The 21,422-nt window shown below is 61.6% G+C and carries 20 protein-coding genes; 5 read left to right on the top strand and 15 right to left on the bottom strand.

Annotation, left to right across the window (positions count from 1 at the left end):
• Positions 1–72: 72 nt before the first annotated feature.
• Positions 73–528 (bottom strand): tol-pal system-associated acyl-CoA thioesterase, encoded by a 456-nt coding sequence (ybgC, locus tag ABIE33_RS10300; RefSeq protein ID WP_429124477.1) that lies wholly within the window; start codon positions 526–528, stop codon positions 73–75.
• Between the two features lie 127 nt (positions 529–655).
• Between ybgC and ABIE33_RS10295 the strand changes: the two genes are divergently transcribed.
• The 4 genes from ABIE33_RS10295 (at position 656) to ABIE33_RS10280 (ending at position 5,025) form a co-directional block, all read left to right on the top strand.
• Positions 656–1,876, top strand: a complete 1,221-nt coding sequence (locus ABIE33_RS10295; RefSeq protein WP_429124475.1) for an NAD-dependent epimerase/dehydratase family protein — start codon at positions 656–658, stop codon at positions 1,874–1,876.
• Positions 1,873–2,736 (top strand): glycosyltransferase, encoded by an 864-nt coding sequence (locus ABIE33_RS10290; protein ID WP_429124473.1) that lies wholly within the window; start codon positions 1,873–1,875, stop codon positions 2,734–2,736. The genes ABIE33_RS10295 and ABIE33_RS10290 overlap by 4 nt, the downstream gene beginning before the upstream one ends.
• Positions 2,733–3,623 (top strand): NAD-dependent epimerase/dehydratase family protein, encoded by an 891-nt coding sequence (locus tag ABIE33_RS10285; RefSeq protein ID WP_429124471.1) that lies wholly within the window; start codon positions 2,733–2,735, stop codon positions 3,621–3,623. Before ABIE33_RS10290 ends, ABIE33_RS10285 begins: the two co-directional genes overlap by 4 nt.
• Before the next feature lie 187 nt (positions 3,624–3,810).
• Positions 3,811–5,025: a hypothetical protein gene (locus ABIE33_RS10280; protein WP_429124469.1), complete on the top strand. Its 1,215-nt coding sequence runs from the start codon at positions 3,811–3,813 to the stop codon at positions 5,023–5,025.
• 104 nt (positions 5,026–5,129) lie between these two features.
• Here ABIE33_RS10280 and ABIE33_RS10275 read toward each other — a convergent pair whose 3' ends face one another.
• The 6 genes from ABIE33_RS10275 to ruvC all read right to left on the bottom strand — a co-directional run bounded on the left by ABIE33_RS10275 (position 5,130) and on the right by ruvC (position 10,420).
• Positions 5,130–5,789: a hypothetical protein gene (locus ABIE33_RS10275; protein ID WP_429124467.1), complete on the bottom strand. Its 660-nt coding sequence runs from the start codon at positions 5,787–5,789 to the stop codon at positions 5,130–5,132.
• Positions 5,790–6,103: 314 nt separating this feature from the next.
• Complete coding sequence (locus tag ABIE33_RS10270; RefSeq protein WP_429124465.1) at positions 6,104–7,003, bottom strand: metallophosphoesterase; 900 nt, start codon at positions 7,001–7,003, stop codon at positions 6,104–6,106.
• Between the two features lie 183 nt (positions 7,004–7,186).
• A complete protein-coding gene (locus tag ABIE33_RS10265; RefSeq protein ID WP_429124463.1) occupies positions 7,187–8,089 on the bottom strand; it encodes a metallophosphoesterase in 903 nt (300 codons plus the stop codon).
• Entirely contained in the window at positions 8,090–9,130 is a 1,041-nt protein-coding gene (gene ruvB / locus ABIE33_RS10260) for a Holliday junction branch migration DNA helicase RuvB (protein WP_429124461.1), read from the bottom strand.
• An 87-nt stretch (positions 9,131–9,217) separates the two neighbouring features.
• Positions 9,218–9,835 carry a Holliday junction branch migration protein RuvA gene (gene ruvA / locus ABIE33_RS10255; protein ID WP_429124459.1) on the bottom strand — a complete coding sequence of 206 codons (618 nt, stop codon included), beginning with the start codon at positions 9,833–9,835 and terminating at the stop codon, positions 9,218–9,220.
• Between the two features lie 72 nt (positions 9,836–9,907).
• Complete coding sequence (gene ruvC, locus ABIE33_RS10250; protein ID WP_053249697.1) at positions 9,908–10,420, bottom strand: crossover junction endodeoxyribonuclease RuvC; 513 nt, start codon at positions 10,418–10,420, stop codon at positions 9,908–9,910.
• A gap of 171 nt (positions 10,421–10,591) precedes the next feature.
• On the opposite strand from ruvC, the gene ABIE33_RS10245 reads away from it, so the two are divergent.
• Positions 10,592–11,593: an LLM class flavin-dependent oxidoreductase gene (locus ABIE33_RS10245; RefSeq protein WP_429124456.1), complete on the top strand. Its 1,002-nt coding sequence runs from the start codon at positions 10,592–10,594 to the stop codon at positions 11,591–11,593.
• Between the two features lie 4 nt (positions 11,594–11,597).
• On the opposite strand, the gene ABIE33_RS10240 is transcribed toward ABIE33_RS10245, so the two are convergent.
• The 8 genes from ABIE33_RS10240 to ABIE33_RS10205 all read right to left on the bottom strand — a co-directional run bounded on the left by ABIE33_RS10240 (position 11,598) and on the right by ABIE33_RS10205 (position 21,125).
• On the bottom strand, positions 11,598–12,233 hold the full coding sequence (locus tag ABIE33_RS10240) for an HAD hydrolase-like protein (RefSeq protein WP_429124453.1): 636 nt from the start codon (positions 12,231–12,233) through the stop codon (positions 11,598–11,600).
• A gap of 181 nt (positions 12,234–12,414) precedes the next feature.
• Positions 12,415–13,161 (bottom strand): YebC/PmpR family DNA-binding transcriptional regulator, encoded by a 747-nt coding sequence (locus ABIE33_RS10235; protein ID WP_429124451.1) that lies wholly within the window; start codon positions 13,159–13,161, stop codon positions 12,415–12,417.
• 86 nt (positions 13,162–13,247) lie between these two features.
• Entirely contained in the window at positions 13,248–13,730 is a 483-nt protein-coding gene (locus ABIE33_RS10230; protein ID WP_429124449.1) for a DUF6636 domain-containing protein, read from the bottom strand.
• A 16-nt stretch (positions 13,731–13,746) separates the two neighbouring features.
• A complete protein-coding gene (locus tag ABIE33_RS10225) occupies positions 13,747–14,583 on the bottom strand; it encodes an MBL fold metallo-hydrolase (RefSeq protein WP_429124447.1) in 837 nt (278 codons plus the stop codon).
• A 295-nt stretch (positions 14,584–14,878) separates the two neighbouring features.
• A complete protein-coding gene (locus ABIE33_RS10220; protein WP_429124445.1) occupies positions 14,879–18,058 on the bottom strand; it encodes an efflux RND transporter permease subunit in 3,180 nt (1,059 codons plus the stop codon).
• Positions 18,055–19,209 (bottom strand): efflux RND transporter periplasmic adaptor subunit, encoded by a 1,155-nt coding sequence (locus ABIE33_RS10215; protein ID WP_429124444.1) that lies wholly within the window; start codon positions 19,207–19,209, stop codon positions 18,055–18,057. The genes ABIE33_RS10220 and ABIE33_RS10215 overlap by 4 nt, the downstream gene beginning before the upstream one ends.
• A gap of 405 nt (positions 19,210–19,614) precedes the next feature.
• The gene (locus ABIE33_RS10210; RefSeq protein ID WP_053249648.1) at positions 19,615–20,439 is read right to left on the bottom strand and encodes a TIGR00282 family metallophosphoesterase; all 825 of its coding nucleotides are present in this window, start codon (positions 20,437–20,439) and stop codon (positions 19,615–19,617) included.
• A gap of 113 nt (positions 20,440–20,552) precedes the next feature.
• Positions 20,553–21,125: a 5-formyltetrahydrofolate cyclo-ligase gene (locus tag ABIE33_RS10205; RefSeq protein WP_429124442.1), complete on the bottom strand. Its 573-nt coding sequence runs from the start codon at positions 21,123–21,125 to the stop codon at positions 20,553–20,555.
• Positions 21,126–21,422 lie beyond the last annotated feature (297 nt).

The raw sequence follows: 21,422 nt of genomic DNA, 5'->3' as shown, positions 1-21,422 counted from the left end.
GCGGCCGCGCGGCAACAAAAAAAGCGCCCTTCAAATAAGGTCGCTGCGATGCTTGCAAGGGCGAACGCTGGCCTAGCCCGCGCTTTGCCTGGCCTGTGTGAACTTCGTCGCCAATGCCTCCGGCAGCCGGCGCGGTCGGCCCTGGCCGTTGATCACCGCGATGATCACCTTGGCGGCGATCAGCAATTGCCCGTCACGCCGGATCTCCTGCAGCAGCACCATCTTGGCACCGCCGGCCTTCTCCGTCACCGTGCCGATCGTCAGGATGTCGTCCATGCGTGCCGGCACCTTGAAGTCGATCTCCATGCGATGCACGACGAAGACGAGGCCCTCGCTGTCTCCCTCGATCGCCAGCGTCGCCTGCTCGACGCCGAGCAGCCGCAGGAAATCCGTGCGGGCGCGCTCCATGAAATGCAGATAGCGGGCGTGATAGACGACGCCGGAAAAATCCGTATCTTCGTAATAAACGCGCTGGACCAGTCGATGGCCGTGTTCGGTCAGTTCGCCTGCAAGCGAGATCAGGGACATGCTTCTCTCCGACAAGAATTTCCCAAATCCTGTGCAGGAACAAAAACGCATTTGCAAGCATTGCAGCTTTGTCACAATCCTATCCTACAGGTGACACAGCTTTCCTTCCTGATCAGGAGATCCGTGCATGAAGATTGCGATCCTCGGCGGCGATGGTTTCGTCGGCTGGCCAACGGCCCTTCACCTGTCCGACGCCGGCCATGACATCCATATTCTCGACAATCTCTCACGTCGCTGGATCGATACGGAGCTCGGCGTTCAGTCTCTGACCCCGATGGATTCGATCCAGGAGCGCACCCGCATCTGGCATGCCGAAACCGGCCGCCGCATCCATTTCAACCTGATCGACCTTGCCCGCGACTACGAGCTTCTGAAGAACTGGCTGGCGGAACATCGCCCCGACGCGATCGTCCATTTCGCCGAACAGCGCGCCGCGCCCTATTCGATGAAGAGCGACCGGCACAAGAACTACACGGTCAACAACAACGTCAATGCCACGCACAATCTGCTGAACGCCTTGGTAGAACTCGAGCTCGATGCGCATCTGGTGCATCTCGGCACCATGGGCGTCTATGGCTATTCGACCGTCGGCGCGGCGATCCCCGAGGGCTATTTACCTGTTGGCATCGAGACGATGGCGGGCGAAACCGTGAGCCAGGAGATCCTCTATCCCTCCAATCCGGGCTCGATCTACCACATGACCAAGTGCCTGGATCAACTGCTGTTCCAGTTCTACGCCAAGAACGACGGTCTCAGGATCACCGACCTGCACCAGGGCATCGTCTGGGGCACCCACACCGAGCAGACCCGCAGGCACGCCCAGCTGATCAACCGCTTCGACTATGACGGCGACTATGGCACGGTGCTCAATCGTTTTCTCATCCAGGCGGCAATCGGTTATCCCCTGACAGTGCATGGCACCGGCGGCCAGACACGCGCCTTCATCCACATCCAGGATTCCGTGCGCTGCATCGAACTGGCGCTGATGAACCCGCCCGCCCGTGGCAGCCGCGTCGAAATCTTCAACCAGATGACGGAAACCCACCGGGTGCGGGACCTCGCCGAAATGATCGCCGCGATCTCCGGTTCGCAGATTGCCTGGCTGCCCAACCCGCGCAAGGAAGCGGCGGAAAACGAGCTGGTCGTGCACAACGAAAAGTTCCTGGCGCTCGGCCTCGACCCGACCCGCCTAAAGGACGGTCTGCTTTCCGAGATCGTCGATGTCAGCAGGAAGTTCGCCTATCGTGTCGATCGCTCGCGCGTTCCGGCCGTCTCCGCCTGGACCAAGGACATCGCGGCGCGCATCGACCACGACCCCGAGGGCAAGCGGCTGAAATCCGTTTCATGACATCACTTGACGATCAACAGGAGGGGCTCCGCTCCTCCTCCCCTGCCTCGTCAAACCATGCATTCGTGACGCTCGTCACCAATGCCGACTACGCGCTCGGCGCCCGCGCGCTCGCCCGCTCGATCCGCCTCACGGACACGCCGGCCGATATCGTCGTTCTCCACACCGGCGGCGTATCGGCGGAGGCTCTCGCGCCGCTCTCCGAATTCGGCTGCCGCCTCATCGAAACCGAATTGCTGCCGCTCTCGGATGCGTTCAACGAGCGGCACGCCCGCAGCAACGTCCACGACAAGGCTCCCTTCACCAAGGGGCGCAAGCCGGCTTTTCACTCGCCTCTCGACAATTTCTGCAAGCTGCGGCTTTGGCAGTTGACCGAATATCGCAGCTGCGTGTTCATCGACGCGGATGCCATCGTTCTCAGAAACATCGACCGGCTGTTTCGCTATCCGGAGTTTTCCGCGGCGCCGAACGTCTATGAAGGCCTTGCCGACTTTCACCGCCTGAATTCCGGCGTTTTCGTTGCCGAGCCATCCACCGCGACGTTCCGCGCCATGCTCGGCAGGCTCGATGCGCCCGAAGCCTTTTGGCCACGCACCGATCAGACCTTCCTGCAGACCTTCTTTCCCGAATGGCATGGCCTGCCGGTGACGATGAACATGCTGCAATATGTCTGGTTCAACCTGCCCGAACTCTGGGAGTGGTCGTCGATCGGCGTGTTGCACTACCAGTACGAAAAGCCGTGGGAGAAAGACCATCCCCGCGTCGAGCAGCTTCGCCCCCTGATCGACCTCTGGTTCGCCTACCTCACCGGCGAGGATATCCCCGACATCGCAACTCTTCCCAATCCGGCTCAGTCATGACACGCGTGCTCGTTTCCGGTGGCACCGGTTTTGTCGGTCGCTTCATCGTCGAACATCTGATGGCCGGGGGGTATGACGTGGTTGTCGGCGGCCGCACCCCACCCGCTCCCGCCTTCTTTTCGAGACCTGTCGCTTTCGTTTCGCTCGCACTCGACCCGGATATCGATCAGCGCGTAGCCTTCCGTGACGTCGACCACTTCGTCCATGCCGCCTTCCAGCATGTCGCCGGCCGTTATCGCGGCGGTGAAGGCGACGATCCGCAAGGGTTCCGCCGCAGTAATCTCGACGGCTCCGTCAGCCTGTTTCAAACCGCCCGCGACCACGGCGTGAAGCGTTGCGTCTTCCTGTCGAGCCGTGCGGTCTATGGCGACCAGCCGTCGGGCGCAGGACTGTTTGAAGATACGCCCTGCCACCCAGAAAGCCTCTACGGCGCCCTCAAGCTGGAAGCCGAAAGCGAACTCGCCAAGCTGGGAAACGACGAATTCGCGACGGTGAGCCTGCGTGTCACCGGCGTCTACGGCCCCTCTGGCAAAGGTGCCACTCACAAATGGCAGCCGCTTTTCGATGATTATCTATCCGGCCGACCGATTGCACCACGCGCCGGCACCGAAGTGCATGGTGACGATGTGGCCGCCGCCGTTCGCCTCACCCTCGAAGCACCGCTCGCCCACCTGACGAGCCGCGTGTTCAATGTCTCCGATGTGCTCGTCGACAACAGTGCCATTCTGGCAATGGTTCAGGATATTACCGGCTCCAAGCACGCCCTTCCGGGCTTAGCCACGCTAATCGCGTTCAACGCCATGAATACCGAGAAGATCCGGGCACTTGGCTGGCAGCCGGGCGGGCTGGAGCGATTGCAGGCAACGGTCAGAAGCCTGCTCGCCTGATGCTGCAAGCGCACCGGACAGCGTCACGCCCGTGCAAATTCAGAGCTTTAAAGAGCTTTAATGCACAGATTATTACCTTAGGTTGTCTCAGAATATCTGCGTTATGGTGGCTGCGCGGGCCGGTCTCGGTCTTCGCTCCACAGCTCAACCTACCGTCGATCGACGGCGCTTCGAAGGAAACCAAAAGATGCCTATCGAGACGTTGAATCCTGAAGTCTGGAAGCTTGTCGGCACTTTGAACGGTGAATGGAGAACGAACGGCGGCAAGGATTTTGGCTGGGGTACGGTCAAAACCTCATCGCAAACCCTGACCGCGAACGCCTTATTGTCTGTCTACAAGCTGATGCACGGCGACCAAAATCTGACGCGCGACTACTACCTCGTTGCCGGCGATGTCTACCACGGCATTCAGGGCTCGCCGTCCAACCCGTCGTCCAACTGGATCTCGGTCGGCTTTTATGCCAACCACATGACTCTGCGCATCGAGGCGACCTCGGCACAAGCGCGTCTCTTGACGTTCGGGCCGAACAGCACGGTCGAGCAGGCAACGATCAGCTTCTCGATCGGCGGCGAACTGAGCGCCGAGAATAGTTCGGAAGGCCCGAAGGCGGGCGCTTCGCTCAGCGCCAACGTCGGCGTCAGCTTCACCGCTTCAGAGGTCTCATTCGCGGCGCGCCCGGGATCGCGATCGATCGAGTGGCACACCAGCTTGCCGCATGTCGGCTGGGTGTCGTCGGGAATGCCGGCAAATCCCGGCCGCCCATCCTATGCCGGCTATATCTGGAACCCGGCCGTGATCATCGAGGTGCCGCAGGGCGTAGTACCCAATCTCAAAGGTCGCTTCGAGGTGGATTTCGAATACAACTGGACGCGCGGCATCCGAAAGCGGTCGTTCACCCCCGGCATCGACCTGATCTATCAATCCCTCACCAAGACCGCCGCCGACGATGTGCAGGAGGAACTGCCGCTTCCCACCATACTGGAGACGCTGCGCTCTCTCGCGGCGACAACCGGGCGGGACGGCAAGACTGATACCTTCCTGATGGCGCTGGAGCGCTCACGCGTCATCGATGCCGTGGGCGATAGCAATCTGGACCAGATTGTCATCGCACCGACCAACATGGCCATCCAGAACTATTTCGACAGCCACCCGCAAACCGCGCTGGAGGCCGTCTCGCCCCAGAACCAAAGCTGGCTCGACACCTGGATTGCCGAGCGGGTCATCAGCACCCCGGCCAACTCGATCGAGGTTGCCAAGCTCAGCACCTCAGTCAAGGGGATCGCGACGATGACAGGAGAATGGTTCGAGTGCGCCGATGGTCTGCTTCTGGTAACCGACACCTATGAAGTCGTGCCCGGCTTGCGCAGCGCCCTGCAAAATCTCTTGAGCAAAGCCGCCTGACCCTATTTGCTCGCGATACATGTAAACAGAAAGGCCCGGCGTCGCGCTCGACGCCGGGCCTTTCCTTCAGATCATGAGTCAAACCGGACCCATGGTCCCCCAACTCAAGCAACCGACAGCAGACCCATCACCGGCTCGATCCGCGCTTTCATCTGCTTTGCCGGTTTCTTATCCGCCGGAAGCACGAAGAGAAGGCTGTGCGAGACGACGATCGCGGCGGCCAGCAGCAGGCCATAGGCCATCAGGATCACCGTCATCGGAACGACGAAGTTGAGCTGTGGCAATGCGCCGAGCATCAGCGGCACGTACCAGGAGGTTGCCGATATGGCACCGGAGACGAGGAAGGTGCTGCGCTGTTTGGTCGACATGCCTTCCATCAGCGAACGGCCAATCTGCATCTTCACCTTCGGCAGGATCACCGCGTGGATGAATGCGCCGTTGATCGTCAGGATGGCGACAATGGACATTTTCGCCCAGACCTTTTCATTGCCGAGTTTGATCGGTTCGAAAAGGCCGTAATAGGCGAGGAAGCCGAAGCCCGTCACCCACAGAAGGATCAAGCCCCAATTGACGATCTTCGACCCGAAGTGGAACACCGCCCAGTGCTCCGGGGTCACCTTCCCCTTGATGAAGAACCTGACGATCATCAGATCGAGAACGGTTGCAGCCCCCAATCCCAGCGCCAAACCGATGAAATGGAGTATGCGTAGACCCGTCTTGAGCGCAGCGACGGGGTCGAGGCTCAGCGTATTGATCAAAGACATGAGACCCATTGAAGGTACCTTTTCGATATCGGCAGGATCACATGGGATTAGCGCCACCCCAAATGGCGCAGCCTACAAAGTTCCTTCAGACTGAATGAAATCGACGCTGAACTATAACCGCTTCTGTCTGTCCCGGGACCGCATGTGATACTGCTATGCCCTTAATCGCCCGGCGCCTTGTTACTGTCGAAATCGGCTGAAAACGCGGCATGGATGTGGCTAAAGTAAGAATACAATAAAGTAGACATACGTCATACACAGATATTCGACACCTGCCTCGGCGATATAGCCCGCTGCTTGAGCGGGCGCCGTCATTAGCCGATATCGATGGCAACGATTTCCGGCGGAGATCCGATCCGTATCGGCAAATTCGAAAGCCCCAATCCACCGGAGACGATCATGTGACGATCGTCTTCGACGATGTGGCCGTAGGCATAGCGGTTGCCGTATCGCGACGGAACAAGCGGCGCATAGCCCAGAATTCTCACTTGGCCACCGTGGGTATGACCGGCGAGCGTCAGTGAAACGCGACGGGGCACGTCGACGAAGATGTCCGGTTCATGCGCCATCAGGATGATCGGGTCGTCGCCGTCAATTCCGGCCAACGTGCCGGGCAGATCATCGAGCCCGGGGATCATGCCGGAGCCATCCGGAGCCGGATAGACGGGCTCGAGTTGATCCGCCAGGCCGGCAAGCCAGAAGGATCGTCCGTCCTTTTGGAGCCGCAGTGCACGATTGTCATAAACCGGGATGCCGACCCCGGCGAGCGCCCTGTGCGCCAGCGTCGGACTATGCCCGGCCCGACGGGCGACCGGATCGTTGAGCCAGTCGTGATTGCCCATGATCGCGTGGACGCCGAGCGGTGCCTTCAGCCGCGCCAATTCCTCGGCCCAACGGGCAGGTTCGACGAAGCCGGTCAAGCGCAGGCTGCTCATGTAGTCGCCGAGCAGGAGGATGATGTCGCCGTCAAGCGCACTCGCCTGATCGCAGATGCCGGCAATCCGGTGCACCGGCATCCAGGGCTCGCAGGCATGGATATCGGCCAGGACGACGACCCTGAGCTTGAGGCCCGGCGGCCAGTTGGCAGGCCGCAAAGCGTAGGACGTCACCAGCGGCCGCTGCAACGGCTCGACCCCCACGGCATAGGCGCTGGTGCCAAACCCAGCCATCACCAGCCCACCGAGAAGCTTGAGGAACCCGCGCCGTGCCAGCATTCACCCTTCCCTTCGATGGATGGACGTCAAGCCGCCTGCCACCTTCATCGCGGCAATGCAGGCAATGGAAGCGCTCGTCCAACGTCGACGGCCGGCGCTTCTCCTAGCGGATCATAGCCAGCACGCCGCCACGCCGAAATACGTCATTCGGCCGTCCGCCTAAGCCATGCGGCCGGGTTTCCCTCAACCGAGATCGATGACGACGATCTCCGGCGGCACGCCGAAGCGCACGGGCGCAATCGAGCAGCCGAGCCCGCCGGAAACGATCAGGCTGCGATCCCCTTCGACCATATGACCATAGGCATAACGATCGCCGAAACGGGACGGCACGACCGGAGAATGACCGAGAAAACGGACCTGCCCGCCATGGGTATGACCGGAGAGCGTCAGAGCGACGCGCGACGGCACTTTCGGAAAGATGTCCGGCTCATGGGCAAGCAGGATCACCGGCGCGTCGTCGCCGACCTGCGCCAGCGTGCCGTCGAGATCGTCGAGGCCCTGCATATGCGTGCGCATCCATTTCTTGCCCGGCACCAGGGCAAGCTGGTCTTCGAGGCCAGCAAGCCAGAAGCCGATCCCATCCTTTTCCAGGCGGATTGCGCGGTTGCTGTAGACGTTGATACCGACGTCGGCGAGCGCCTTGTGACCGAAGGTGAGACCACCGCTGTTCTTCTGCGCGGTCCTGTCCTCCCACCAGTCGTGATTGCCCATGATCGCATGCACGCCGAGCGGCGCCTCGAGCGTCGCAAGCGCCTTCGACCATTCGCTGGAATGCACGTAGCGCGTCACGAGGTTCATGCCGGCGGCATAGTCGCCGAGGAGGACGGTGATATCGCCGCCAAGCGCATTGGCCTGTCGGCAGATCGAAGCGATGCGATTGGCCGACATCCAGGGTTCGCAGGCGTGAATATCGGCAAGCGCCACCACCCGCAGCTTCAAGCCAGGTGTCCAGCCTGCAGGTGTGAGCGAATAGCGCGTTACGTTCAGCCGGGCGAGCGGCTCGATGGCAAAGGCGTAGCCGCCAAGTGCCGCCATACTGGCTATGCCGCCGCCGAGAAGCTTCAAGAGTCCGCGGCGGGTGATCATTCACTCGTCCTCGAGCGTCAGCCGGAACTGCGTCGCCTCAACCTCTTTCGGCGGATTGAGGCCGATATGCTTCCAGGCATTGGCGGTCAAAATTCGGCCGCGCGGCGTGCGCTGGATGAAGCCCTGCTGGATCAGATAGGGCTCGATGATGTCTTCGATCGCATCGCGCGGTTCGGAGAGCCCGGCGGCGATGGTCTCGATGCCGACAGGCCCACCAGCGAAATTCTGGGCGATCATGAAGAGATAGCGGCGGTCGAGCTGGTCGAGCCCCATATTGTCGACGAGCAGCCGCGTCAGCGCCTCATCGGCGATCTGCTTGGTCACCGCTTCGGCGCGCGCCACCTCGGCAAAATCGCGCACGCGACGAAGCAGCCGGCCGGCGATACGGGGCGTGCCGCGCGCGCGCCGCGCAATCTCGCGTGCACCGTCATCGGTCATGCCGAGGCCCATCAGCCGGGAACCGCGGCGCACGATCGATTCCAGTTCCTCGACCGTATAGAAATTGAGCCGCACCGGGATACCGAAACGGTCGCGCAGTGGCGTCGTCAGCAGGCCAAGGCGCGTGGTTGCGGCCACCAGCGTGAACTTCGACAGGTCGATTTTCACCGATCGCGCCGCCGGCCCCTCGCCGATGATGAGATCAAGCTGGAAATCTTCCATCGCCGGATAGAGGATTTCCTCGACCGCCGGGTTGAGACGATGGATTTCGTCGATGAACAGGACGTCGCGCTCTTCGAGATTGGTCAGAAGCGCTGCCAGGTCGCCGGCCTTGGCGATGACCGGGCCGGAGGTCGAGCGGAAGTTGACGCCCAACTCCTTGGCCATGATCTGTGCAAGCGTCGTCTTGCCGAGGCCGGGCGGTCCGACGAACAGCACGTGATCGAGCGCCTCGCCGCGGTTCTTCGCCGCTTCGATGAAGATCTTCAGGTTGGCGCGCGCTTCCGCCTGGCCGGTAAATTCGTCCAGCGACTGCGGACGCATGGTCGCATCGAGATCCTCGCCGCGCTTATCCGGCGTTATCAGGCGTGCGGCATCAGTCATCCATCCGTTCCAATCGATCGGGCATTCGTGTGCATGGTGTCAAAGAATATGGCCGTTTTGCATCGGCCGGCCCGACAACGCAAGCCGTCATCGCGCCAGTTCCTTGAGACCCAGCCGGATCAGCTTGGCGCTGTCGGCATCCTCGCCGCCATTCTTCAGCGCCGCGGCAACCGCGTTTGCAGCCTGATCGCGGGAATAGCCGAGATTGGTCAGCGCCGACACCGCGTCGGAAACCGGCGCCGAGGCAACACCCTCGCCAAGCTCCTGTTTGAGCCCGATCGAGCCGGACATTTCGCCGGCGAAGGCCGGCGCCTTGTTCTTCAGTTCGGTGACGATGCGTACGGCCACCTTCGGGCCGACGCCCGGCGCGCGCGACACCGAAGTCTTGTCCTGCAGCGCAATCGCATTTGCGAGCTCGCCCGGCGTCAGCGTCGACAGCAGAGCCAGCGCCACCTTGGAGCCCACGCCCTGAACGCTCTGCAACAGGCGGAACCACTCGCGCTCCAGAGCTGTCAGAAAGCCGAACAGCTTCAGCTGGTCCTCGCGCACATAGGTTTCGATAAACAGCACCGCCGCCTCTCCCCCCGACCCGAGCTTCGACAATGTGCGCGCCGAACAATGGGCGACATAGCCGACGCCATGCACGTCGAGAACGACATGATCCTCGCCGATTTCGTCGATAGTACCCTTCAATTTGCCGATCATGTGGCGTCGTCTCTCATGGATGGATTGCGGGATGATCGGACCGACCATCGGAAATTAACGGCACCAGCGCAACTACCCCATCAGGGCGGCAAGACGGCTGGTCACCGACAGCCGGTTGTGCGCATGGCAAATGGCGATCGCGAGCGCGTCGGCCGCATCGTTGCCCTTGAACTCGGCCTTCGGCATCAGGACCTTCAGCATCATGTGGATCTGCTGCTTTTCGCCGTGGCCGACACCGATGACGGCCTTCTTGACCGCGTTCGGCGCATATTCGGCAACCCTCAAGCCGGCGCGCGCCGGCACCAGCATGGCGATGCCGCGTGCCTGGCCGAGCTTCAGTGTCGCCGTCGCGTCCTTGTTGACGAAGGTCTGCTCCACAGCCGCCTCATGCGGCTGATAGCTGTGCACGACTTCGGCCAGGCCATCATGCAACTGGCAGAGACGCGAGGCGAGATCCATGTCGCCATCGGATGTCACCGTTCCGGACGCAACGAAGCGCAGCGAATTGCCAAGCGTTTCGATGATGCCCCAGCCGGTACGGCGAAGGCCCGGATCGATGCCGATGATGCGAATCGTGGTCTGCATGAAATTCACCCTATGCTGCGTGTCCGGACGCTGCCAGCAAAAAGTGAACAAAACAAAAACATCCACACGCGGCAAGCGCGGCGGCCGGAAATCTCGAGCGCTGCCCTTGGATTGAGGAATTTTGACCTTACATAGCCATTCAATCAATTTCGCTCAATAAAGGCCTTGCTCATGGCGACTTTCTCCGTCCTCGATCTCTCCCCGATCACCGAAGGCGGCAGCGTCGCCCAATCGCTCGAAAACTCAAGGCTCTTGGCGCAGGCGGCCGAAGAAAACGGCTACAAGCGCTTCTGGCTCGCGGAACACCACGGCATGAAGGGCATTGCCAGCGCTGCGACCTCGATCGTCATCTCCCATGTCGCCGCAGGAACGAAGACGATCCGCGTTGGCTCCGGCGGCATCATGCTGCCGAACCATTCGCCGCTGGTGATTGCCGAGCAGTTCGGGACGCTTGCCGCCCTCTATCCCGGCCGCATCGATCTTGGCCTTGGCCGTGCGCCCGGCACCGACATGCGCACTGCCCAAGCTCTGCGTCGCAACATGGAGGCGAGCGCCAACAACTTCCCCAACGACGTCGTCGAGCTGCAGGCGCTGCTCGGGCCGGTTGCCGAAAATCAGGCGATCATCGCGGTTCCCGGCGCCGATACCAATGTGCCGATCTGGCTGCTCGGTTCGAGCCACTACAGCGCGCACCTTGCCGGCATGCTCGGCCTGCCCTTCGCGTTTGCCTCGCATTTCGCGCCGGACATGCTGCTGTCGGCGCTTGAAATCTATCGCGAACGCTTCACGCCTTCTGTAACGCTGGCCAAACCGCACGTGATGGTCGGCGTCATGGGCGTGGCGGCTGCGACCGACGAGGAGGCGAACTATCTCTTCACGTCGATGCAGCAATCCTTCGTCGCCCTGCGTCGCAACGCCCGCGGCCGGTTCCCCGCACCCGTCGCGTCCATGGATGGCTTGTGGAGTTCGGATGAAAAGATCTTCGTCGACCACGCGATGTCCTATGCCATCGTCGGCGGACCGGAGACGATCCGCAGGAAGATCGAAACGTTCCTTGAGCAGACCAAGGCCGACGAACTGATCATCTCGATGCCGATCTTCGACATGGATGCCCGGCTCAAGTCGCTTCGGCTTTTCGCCAAGGCCCAGCAGCAGCTTTCAAAGGCAGCGTAGCCTCTCAGCCCTTCGCGGCCCGGAAAGCCGGCAGGATCTCGTCCATGCGATCGAAGAAACGATCCGGCCCGAGCGATTTCAGAAACGTCGGGTCGGCGTAGCCCCAGCCGACGGCTCCGGCGGCGATCCGCGCCTTGCGGGCGGCTTCGATGTCACGCGCCTCGTCGCCGATCGCGAGCATCCGCGACGGGTCGATGCCGGCAAACTTGACGACCTTCTTGAAATGCTGCGCCTTGCCGAACAGCGTGGCGCCGCATTCGAACAGGTCGATGGCAGAGGCGGTCTCGCCCAGCGCCTTGCGGATGGCTGCTTCGCCATTCGAACTGACGACCGCGACGCCGACGCTGGCCGACTTCAACCCCGTCAGCATGTCCGAAACGCCGGGGAAAAGCTGGATCGCCTGTGCCCGGGCGGCCATTTCCTTTCGCATGAAAGTGGCGATCTGCGGCAGTTTCCACATCGGCACGCCAAGATGCGCGATGATCTCGCGGCTGCCCATGGCACGCAGCCCCTTGAACTCCTCCACCGTGAGCTGTCGGAAGCCGAAATGTGCAGCGGCGAGGTTGCTCGCCGCCATGAACCACTCTGCCGTATCGGCGAGCGTGCCGTCGAAGTCGAAGATCGCGAACTCATACGTCATCGGTGACACCTACGGCATAATTCCTTTAACCGGAATCGATTCGAGGAGAAAATTATGCAGCAAGTCTAAAGCGTTACAGCGCCCTTTGCGCGTCATATTTGACCGGCGGCACCGTCAAAGAAAAACCCGCGCCCTGCCGGACACGGGTCGATCAAAACCTTCAAGACAGAAAGATCTGGGATCAGGCGGAAAGCTTCGCCATGACTTCGTCAGAAACTTCGAAGTTCGAATAAACGTTCTGCACGTCGTCGTCGTCTTCAAGGATGTCGATGAGCTTCATCAGCGACTGCGCCTTCTCCTCGTCAACAGGCACGGTGTTCTGGGCCTTCCAGATTGCGTTGACGGTTTCGGCTTCGCCGAGCGTGTCTTCGAGTGCCTTGGAGACTTCGCCGATCGCTTCGAAGCCGCAGATGATCGTGTGGCCGTCCTCGTCCGTGGTCACGTCGTCGGCACCGGCTTCGATTGCCGCGTCCATCACCTTGTCGGCGTCGCCGACTGAAAGCTTGTAGGTAATCTCGCCAACGCGATCGAACGAGAAGGAAACCGAACCGGTTTCACCAAGCGCGCCGCCGGCCTTGGTGAAGGTCGAGCGGACGTTGGAGGCGGTACGGTTGCGGTTGTCGGTCAGCGCCTCGACAATAACGGCGACGCCGCCCGGACCGTAACCTTCGTAACGAACTTCTTCGTAGTTCTCCGCGTCGCCGCCGGAGGCCTTCTTGATCGCGCGTTCGATGTTGTCCTTCGGCATCGACTGCGCCTTGGCGTTCTGGATCGCCAGACGCAGCCGCGCGTTCATGGACGGATCGGGCATGCCGGTCTTGGCGGCAACCGTGATTTCGCGCGCGAGCTTGGAAAACATTTTCGAGCGCACCGCATCCTGACGGCCCTTGCGGTGCATGATGTTCTTGAACTGTGAATGGCCAGCCATGGCACCCTCTGCATGCATGAATTTGAATGGAATGGGGCGCCTTATAGTTTTATTGCCGCTTTCCGTCCAGCAGGGGACGTTTCTTTTCAGTTGGCGGAGATGTTCGCGCGGCTGAGAACGAAGGCATGGCCGTCCTCGCGGCGGCAGGAAAGACCCGTTCGTTCCGAGATGCAGGAAAAGGGACCGCCCGACCATGTCACCCCGTAGTCGAGCACCGGCCCGGCAGAGCAGCAGCTGGGATCGCCGACCTCGCGATTGATCGTTGCCGCGCCTGCCCGTCCAAGCGTCGCCCTGACATAACGCGGCGCGATGATATCGCAGGCGAGTTCCGGCCCGCCGTCGGCAGGCTGATAGGTCGGCGTGCCGCCCGCCGGCGTATAGATGCAGCCGATATTGCCTGATGGCATCACGAACGCTTCCTGCTCGGCAACGGGCGAGACCGTCGCCTGGGGAATACCTTGCGGTTGCTGGGCATCAGGAGGCGGCATGCGCGGCGCAGGCGCGCCTCCGGCCAGAGCCAATGTTGAAAAAGACAGAAACGCAACGACGCCGACCGCAAATAATCTCATTGGGCAATCCCGATGTTCAGACGCCCTGGAGGATATAAATCAGCGGTTTGCTTGGCAAGGAACGCAGCGAGACTTTGACGCTCGCCCCGGTCGAGAAGCTCTTGTCGAAATCGTCGCCGAACATGTCGAGGAAGGCGTCGATCGGCGGGCCGCGCCGATGCATCGGCAGGATCAGCGCCGCGCGCAGCCGCGAAACGACGCGGCTCATGCTTTCGGCACCCATCGTCAATCCGCCGTCGACCGGCACCATCAGCACGTCGAGCCTGCCGATCTGCCGGTAATGGCTGTCGTCGAGTTCATGATGCAGATGGCCGAGATGGCCGATACAGAGGCCCGCCACCTCGAAGATGAAGATGGAGTTGCCATCGTGCTCCATGGTCATGGCCCCGGAACGAATATCCGTTGTAACATTGCGGATATAGGCATCGCCGACGACGAGGTCGTGCCGAGCCGGCTCGCCGTCATCACCCCATCCATGCAGCACGTTGCGGATCGCCGGATCCGGCGTCAGCGTGTAGTGGCTGGAATGGGCCTTGTTCATCGTCGCCACGGTCGGCGGCGCCGACGGGCGGAACCAGCCATTATAGTCCGTGGCGATCGAAACGCCGCCTGGCGTCTCGATCAGAAAGGTGGAATGACCGAGATAGGTGATCGTTACTTCGCCAACGGCCATCTGCCCTTTGGTGGCGGCGGCCGGTGTGAAACTGGCGAAAGTGGCCGCAGGCAACGTCTCGGCGATCGCCTGGCATTGGCTTACCTGCGCGGGCGCTGCCTGTGCATGCGCGACCGATGGCCAGAAGGCGTGCAGAAGCCAGATGGCGGCAAAAGTGTAGGCAAGGTAGCGGAGCATCATCCTTCACCTTTCACACCTCGCACGCATGACCTGTGCTCAAGCATATTCGACTTGGGTACAGGTCGTGCGGCCGTTGACAGTGTCGGCAACGAACGCGTCCAATTTGGGAAACGCCGCCGTCATGAGCGAACGGAGGATTGTTCAAGCGCGCCGCAACGTCCAGCCGCAAAGGGCGAGCAGGCGCTCACGTTTGCGTCATTGTGCTGGCATTACGAACAGTGCCGGGCATCCTGTTCACAACGAAACGCCCCGGCGTAACCGCCGGGGCGTTGGATCACAAGCAGCGTGGCTCGTGTTACTCGGCCGGCGTCGCCATCGGCTCGCTCGCCGCAACCGGCTTGCGGCGGCGGAACGAACGCAGCGCGACGTAGAAGACCGGAGTCAGGAACAGACCGAGGAAGGTCACGCCCAGCATGCCGGAGAACACCGCCGTTCCGAGCGACTGGCGCATTTCGGCGCCGGGTCCCGTTGCGATCACCAGCGGCACGACGCCGAGGATGAAGGCGAAGGCGGTCATCAGGATCGGCCGGAGACGCAGCTGGCTGGCCTCGACCGCCGCCTCGATCGGCGTCTTGCCCTCGTCCTCGCCCTGACGCGCGAACTCGACGATCAGGATCGCGTTCTTGGCCGCAAGCCCGATCAGCACGATCAACCCGATCTGGGTCAGCACGTTGTTGTCGAGCCCCCGCGCGAACACGCCGATGAGTGCCGAGAGCACCCCGAGCGGCACGATCAGGATGATGGCCAGTGGCAGGACCCAGCTTTCATACTGCGCTGCCAGTGCCAGGAACACGAAGACCACCGACAGCGCGAAGATGAAGACCGCGGTGTTACCAGTCTGGCGTTCCTGGAAGGCGAGTTCCGTCCACTCGAAGGTCGTCCCCTGCGGCAGGATTTGGGCGGCGAGCGCCTCCATCTTGTCGAGAGCCGTGCCGGTCGAAACGCCGGGCGCAGGGTTGCCCTGTATCGGCACCGATACGTACATGTTGTAGCGCTGCACGAGGGCGGGACCCGCCGTGTCGCGGATCTCCACCAGCGTGCCCATCGGCACCAGGGCGCCGGTGGCCGAGCGGACTTTCAGCGCCAGAATATCGTCCCGCTCCAGACGATATTGCTGGTCGGCCTGCGCCCTCACCTGATAGACGCGGCCGAAGGCGTTGAAGTCGTTGACGTAGGACGTGCCGAGATTGATCGACAGTGCCTCAAAGATATTCGGGATCGGCACGTTCAACGTCCTGGCCTTGTCGCGGTCGATTGCCAGGAAGTATTGCGGGCTCGACGCCGAGAACGTCGTGAAGACCCCGGTCAGCCCCTCGGTCTGGTTGGCGGCGCCCATCATCTGGTAGGCAAGCCCCAGCACCCGGCGCATGTCGGCGCTCTGCCGATCCATGATCTGCATCTTGAAGCCGCCGGAGTTGCCGATGCCGCGCACCGACGGCGGCGGCACCGCGATGATGAAGGCCTCCTGGATGCTCTGCAGGCCGCCATAGAGTTGACCGATGATCTGGTTGGCGCCCTGGCCGTGTTTCAAGCGCTCTTCGAAACTCTCGAAGGAGGCAAAGACCACGCCCGAATTGGAGGCGTTGGTGAAGGTCGCACCGTTGAAGCCGGCAAAGGCGACGGCGCTCTTCACCCCGGGAACCTCCTGGATGATCTTCGACGCGCGCTTGACCACGGCATCGGTACGGTCGAGCGAAGCACCATCCGGAAGCTGGATGACGACGATGGCGTAACCCTGGTCCATAGTCGGTACGAAGCCGCTCGGCACGATCTGCGCCATGTACCAGGTGGCGCCGAGCAGGCCGACGAAGACGATAAGCGCCGCAGCGAGCGCCGTTTTTGTCGAAATCAGCTTGCGCACGATCCAGGCGTAGCCTTCAGCCATACGGTCGAAACCATTGTTGAAACCGTTCGCCAGCGACCGGCCAAACCGGGTGAGCCGGTTGCCGCTTTCGTGGTGATTGTTCTCGTGCGGTTTCAACAGGATTGCCGCAAGCGCCGGCGACAGCGTCAGCGAATTGAAAGCGGAGATCACCGTCGCCACAGAAATCGTGACGGCGAACTGCAGATAGAACTGGCCGGCAATACCGGGGATGAAGGCCGTCGGGATGAAGACGGCGGTCAGCACCAGCGAGATCGCGATGACCGCTGCCCCCACTTCGTCCATGGTCACGTGCGACGCCTCGCGCGGGGTCATGCCGCGTGCCAGGTTTCGCTCGACGTTTTCGACCACGACGATGGCATCGTCGACGACGATGCCGATCGCCAGCACCAGGCCGAACAATGTCAGCATGTTGAGCGAGAAGCCGAACGCGTAGAGGAACGCGAAGGTGCCGACGAGCGACACCGGGATCGCCACGATCGGGATGATCGCCGTGCGCCAGGATTGCAGGAAGACGAGAACCACGAGTGCCACCAGAATGGCGGCCTCGCCGATCGTCTTGTAGACCTCGTTGATCGATTCGGAGATGAACTCGGTCGGATTGTAGACGATCCGATATTCGAGACCCTCGGGAAAGTCCTTCGAAACGTCCGTCATCACTTTCTGGATCGCGTCGGCCGCGTCGAGCGCATTGGTGCCCGGCCGCGAGAAGATGCCGAGCGCCACTGCCGGGCTGCCGTCCAGATAGCTGTTGTTGACGTATTCGCGGGCGCCGAGCTCGATGCGCGCCACGTCCTGCAACTGCACCAGACGTCCGCTCTCCGTCGCCTTGACGATGACGTAGCGGAACTGCCGGGCATCGCTGAAGCGGCCGTCGGTGGTAACCGTATATTGGAACGCGCTGTCGCCCGGCGTCGGCGGCGCGCCGATCGAACCGCCGGACACCTGGACGTTCTGCTCGCGCAGCGCCTGGACGACGTCGCCAGCGGTCATTCCGTAGGCCGAGAGTTTTTCCGGGTCGAGCCAGACGCGCAGCGCATATTCGCGCTCGCCGAACAGGATGACGTCGCCGACCCCGTCGAGACGAACCAGCAGATCGCGGATGCGGGTCCGGGCGTAGTTCGAGACGTAGAGTTGGTCGTAGCGTTCGCTCGGCGACAGCAGATGCACCACCATCATCAGGTCGGGCGAGCTTTTCGCCGTTGTGATGCCGATGCGCCGGACGTCCTCGGGCAGGCGCGGTTCGGCGATCGACACGCGGTTCTGCACCAGAACCTGGGCCTGATCGAGGTCGGTTCCGAGCTTGAACGTGATGGTCAGTGCCATCGAACCGTCGGCGGTTGAATAGGAGGACATGTAGAGCATGTTCTCGACGCCGTTGATTTCCTGCTCCAGCGGCGTTGCTACCGTATTGGCAATGGTTTCGGCGTCGGCGCCCGGATAGGCCGCGCGAACGACGATGGTCGGCGGGGCAATTTCGGGGTACTGCGCCACCGGCAGCTGGAAGTAGGCGATGCTGCCGACGATCAGCAATACGATCGAGAGCACCGATGCGAAGATGGGGCGGTCTACGAAGAAATGGGCAAACCTCATTGAGCGCTCCCCGTCGCTTGAGCTTCGGGAGGCAGCTCGACGATCTCAGGCTTCACCTTCGTGCCGGGCCGCGCCCGCATCAGGCCGTTGACCACGATGATCTCGTCGCCGGTCATGCCGCTGCGGATGACACGATAACCATGCAGCTTGGGGCCGAGCCGCACCGGCTTGGTCGTGACTGTGCCGTCTTCGCGCACTTCGTAGACGATGCGTTCGTTCTGGTCGGCGCCGATCGCTTCATCGGGAATGAGCACGGCCTTGTAGGTGTTCGAGCCCTCTAGTTCGGCGCGACCGAACAGACCCGGCTGCAGCACGTAACTGGGATTGTCGAAGCGGGCACGCACCCGCATGGTGCCGCTTGCCTGGTCCAGTCGGTTCTCGGCGAAATCGAGTTTGCCCTTGAACGGCGCCTCGTTGGAATCGGCAATCGATACCATAACATCGAGCGCGCCGCCGCCCTCCTGCAGGGCGCTACCGCGTTCGCGAGCAACACGCGCATAGGAAAGCAGACGACGCTCATCGACGTCGAAATAGAAGTCGATCGGATCGAGCGAAACGATCGTCGTCAGCACGGTCTGGTCCGCCTGAACGAGGTTGCCGGTCGAGATCAGGCGGCGGTCAACGCGGCCGGTCAGCGGCGCGGTGATCGTCGTATAATCGAGATCGAGCCTGGCGCGCTCGACCGCGGCTTCCGCTCCGCGCACGCTGGCCTGCGACGAAAGCAATTCCCGGCGGTGATCGTCAAGCGTCGAGACTGAGAGTGTGCCAGTCCCGGTCAGGGATTCCGTGCGCTTGAACTGGGTCTCGGCAAAGGCGAGAGACGAACGCGCCGACTCGAGCGTCGCCTCGGCCTGCGACAGCGCGGTCCGATAAGGGCGCTGGTCGATGACGAAGAGCTTGTCGCCCTTCTTCACCAGGGCACCATCGGTGAAGTTGACCTCGTCGAGATAGCCCCCGACGCGGGCGCGCACGGAAACTTCATCGACTGCCTCGAAGCGACCGATGAACTCGTCGCTGTCGATCACATCGCGAACGACCGGCTTGGCGGCGGTGACGGTGGGAAGCTGCGCATCCTGCGCGACCGCGTTGGTCACCGTGAAAAGGGAAATCGAAACACCGAAAATCATCGGCAAATGCCATTTTGAAAACATGCACGCTCTCCGGATGCACCGACAGCGCCGCGCGTCAAATATGACGCCCAAAGGACGCTGTCACGCTTGAAACTCGCTGCATAATATTCTCCTCAAATCGACGCCGATCCAAGGAATTATGCAGCAAAATCGAGAACGCCCGGCACGGGACATTGGTCGTCCGAATACCTGCGGCGACATTTCGAACCCGCAATCCTGTGCTGCGGATGGTATTCAATATGGAAGACTTGCGGGCGTCGGCCGCGTCCGAAACGGCACTGACGTGGCGTTACCCTGCCATCATTTCGCGGGGTTGTCACCTTGAAAAAAATCAATTCCGGGAAGGCGATACGCGTGTAAACCCGCGCCTTGGTCAGGCGCGGGCGAGAGGATCGGGCGACCGAAAATCGTCAATCCGAGGATGGCTCAGGCCCAGAAATCCGGGATCGTTTCGGTCAATCTCGGACCGAGGCGCAGCGGCGCGATCTTTTCGGCAAGGCCGGTGCGGTCGGAAATCTCGACGCCGAGGCCGCAGATGGTTGCCGGCCCGGACGCCGCCTCGAAGCGCCCTTTCGGCATCTTCGAAATGAACCGGTTGAGCGGTTCTTCCTTGTCCATGCCGAGCGAGGAATCATAGTCGCCGCACATGCCGGCGTCGCTCATATAGGCGGTGCCGCCATTGAGGATCTGATGATCGGCCGTCGGTACATGGGTGTGGGTGCCAACGACGAGGCTCGCGCGTCCGTCGACGAAATGGCCGAAGCACTGCTTCTCGCTCGTCGCCTCGGCATGGAAGTCGAAGACGATGGCGTCCGCCTGCTCGCCGAGCGGGCAGGCATCGAGGATCGCTTCCGCTGATTTGAAGGGGTCGTCGAGTTCGGGGTGCATGAAGACGCGCCCCATGACATTGGCAACAAGCACACGTGCGCCGTTGCGGGCAAAGAACAGGTTCGATCCGCGCCCGGGCGTGCCTGCGGGATAATTGGCGGGCCTTAGGAACTGATCGTGCCGCTCGCAGAAGACGACGGCCTCCTTCTGGTCCCAGACATGGTTGCCTGTTGTGACGACATCGGCGCCGGCATTGATCGTCTCGAGAAAGATATCTTCGGTGATGCCGAAGCCGCCGGCGGCGTTCTCGCCGTTGACGATGACGAAGTCCAGCTTCAGGTCACCGACCAGTCCTGGAAGACGCTCCCAGACCGCCGTGCGGCCCGTCTTGCCAACCATATCTCCCAGAAACAAAAGCCTCATGCCCGTTCAATCCCACCAGAGCAGTTCCGGCAAAAGAGGTTTTGCGTCCGGAACTGCGTAAAACAACAAAGAGATAGAGCGTTTCCACGAATCCGTAGATTGCCTGAAATGCTCTAGAAATGTCGAAACCCGCTCTCCGTGAGGACGGCATCCAGCGCGACGTCGTGCGGTTCAGCGGGCACTGATGCCACTTCCTGGCAGTCGAATGCAATCCCGATCAGCTTCGGCAAGTGCCCTTTGTTGCGCAGTTTGTCGATAGCGCGGTCATAATACCCGGCGCCGTAGCCGATGCGATGGCCCGTCGCATCGAAGGCCGACAGCGGCACCAGCATGATATCCGGATCGAGTTCCGGGGCGTCGGGCCCTGGTCCCGTCGTGCCGAAACCGGTCTCTATAATGCGTGCTCCGTTGAGCAATTCGCGAAACACGATCGTCTTCTTGTCGATGATGACAGGCAGGCAGAGCCGCGCGCCGCGATCCCTGAGGCGCGCCATCAGCGGCCGGATATCCACCTCGGAACGGATCGGCCAGAAGCCGGAGACGATGTGCCCGGGATCGAGCGCAATGACGTCGCCGGCGTGATCGGCCATCGTCATGCTTGCTTCGATACGGATCTCCGGCGCCATCGCGTCGCGAAGCGCCAGACTATCCCTGCGCAAGGCGGCTTTCAGATCCTTTGGTGACATCATTCCCCTCCGACAGACTAGGCGTAACATTCGACCGGCGTCACATTCTTTTCCCGAAATGAAACAGAACGCCGTTTTCCGGTCGATTTCCCGCCTCGACGCCCGTGGCATAGCGCGTTGCGGCCTTTAGCTCGAACCACGTCACCGCCGGTTTTGCAACAGTTTGCGACAGTCGAACGGTTCATTCCCGCAACGGCACAGAGTTAGCGTTCCGTTCATCATGGGCAACGGTTCCGCTTTCGCATGCGTGGGGCCGCGTGCAAATACAGACATGATTTCAAATAATTAGCAGGAACT

Source organism: Ensifer sp. 4252 (assembly GCF_050434565.1).
Taxonomy (GTDB): Bacteria; Pseudomonadota; Alphaproteobacteria; order Rhizobiales; family Rhizobiaceae; genus Ensifer.
Note: the sequence above shows the minus strand (reverse complement) of the source record. Positions and strands in the feature narration are given on the sequence as shown.

Coding starts and splice junctions, on each gene's coding strand:
- ABIE33_RS10270 (WP_429124465.1), bottom strand. CDS start 7,003: ATGCTGGCACGGCGCGGGTTCCTCAAGCTTCTCGGTGGGCTGGTGATG.
- ABIE33_RS10295 (WP_429124475.1), top strand. CDS start 656: ATGAAGATTGCGATCCTCGGCGGCGATGGTTTCGTCGGCTGGCCAACG.
- ruvA (WP_429124459.1), bottom strand. CDS start 9,835: ATGATCGGCAAATTGAAGGGTACTATCGACGAAATCGGCGAGGATCAT.
- ybgC (WP_429124477.1), bottom strand. CDS start 528: ATGTCCCTGATCTCGCTTGCAGGCGAACTGACCGAACACGGCCATCGA.
- ABIE33_RS10285 (WP_429124471.1), top strand. CDS start 2,733: ATGACACGCGTGCTCGTTTCCGGTGGCACCGGTTTTGTCGGTCGCTTC.
- ABIE33_RS10240 (WP_429124453.1), bottom strand. CDS start 12,233: ATGACGTATGAGTTCGCGATCTTCGACTTCGACGGCACGCTCGCCGAT.
- ABIE33_RS10265 (WP_429124463.1), bottom strand. CDS start 8,089: ATGATCACCCGCCGCGGACTCTTGAAGCTTCTCGGCGGCGGCATAGCC.
- ABIE33_RS10220 (WP_429124445.1), bottom strand. CDS start 18,058: ATGAGGTTTGCCCATTTCTTCGTAGACCGCCCCATCTTCGCATCGGTG.
- ABIE33_RS10225 (WP_429124447.1), bottom strand. CDS start 14,583: ATGATGCTCCGCTACCTTGCCTACACTTTTGCCGCCATCTGGCTTCTG.
- ABIE33_RS10215 (WP_429124444.1), bottom strand. CDS start 19,209: ATGTTTTCAAAATGGCATTTGCCGATGATTTTCGGTGTTTCGATTTCC.
- ruvB (WP_429124461.1), bottom strand. CDS start 9,130: ATGACTGATGCCGCACGCCTGATAACGCCGGATAAGCGCGGCGAGGAT.
- ABIE33_RS10275 (WP_429124467.1), bottom strand. CDS start 5,789: ATGTCTTTGATCAATACGCTGAGCCTCGACCCCGTCGCTGCGCTCAAG.
- ABIE33_RS10235 (WP_429124451.1), bottom strand. CDS start 13,161: ATGGCTGGCCATTCACAGTTCAAGAACATCATGCACCGCAAGGGCCGT.
- ruvC (WP_053249697.1), bottom strand. CDS start 10,420: ATGCAGACCACGATTCGCATCATCGGCATCGATCCGGGCCTTCGCCGT.
- ABIE33_RS10280 (WP_429124469.1), top strand. CDS start 3,811: ATGCCTATCGAGACGTTGAATCCTGAAGTCTGGAAGCTTGTCGGCACT.
- ABIE33_RS10230 (WP_429124449.1), bottom strand. CDS start 13,730: ATGAGATTATTTGCGGTCGGCGTCGTTGCGTTTCTGTCTTTTTCAACA.
- ABIE33_RS10205 (WP_429124442.1), bottom strand. CDS start 21,125: ATGTCACCAAAGGATCTGAAAGCCGCCTTGCGCAGGGATAGTCTGGCG.
- ABIE33_RS10245 (WP_429124456.1), top strand. CDS start 10,592: ATGGCGACTTTCTCCGTCCTCGATCTCTCCCCGATCACCGAAGGCGGC.
- ABIE33_RS10210 (WP_053249648.1), bottom strand. CDS start 20,439: ATGAGGCTTTTGTTTCTGGGAGATATGGTTGGCAAGACGGGCCGCACG.
- ABIE33_RS10290 (WP_429124473.1), top strand. CDS start 1,873: ATGACATCACTTGACGATCAACAGGAGGGGCTCCGCTCCTCCTCCCCT.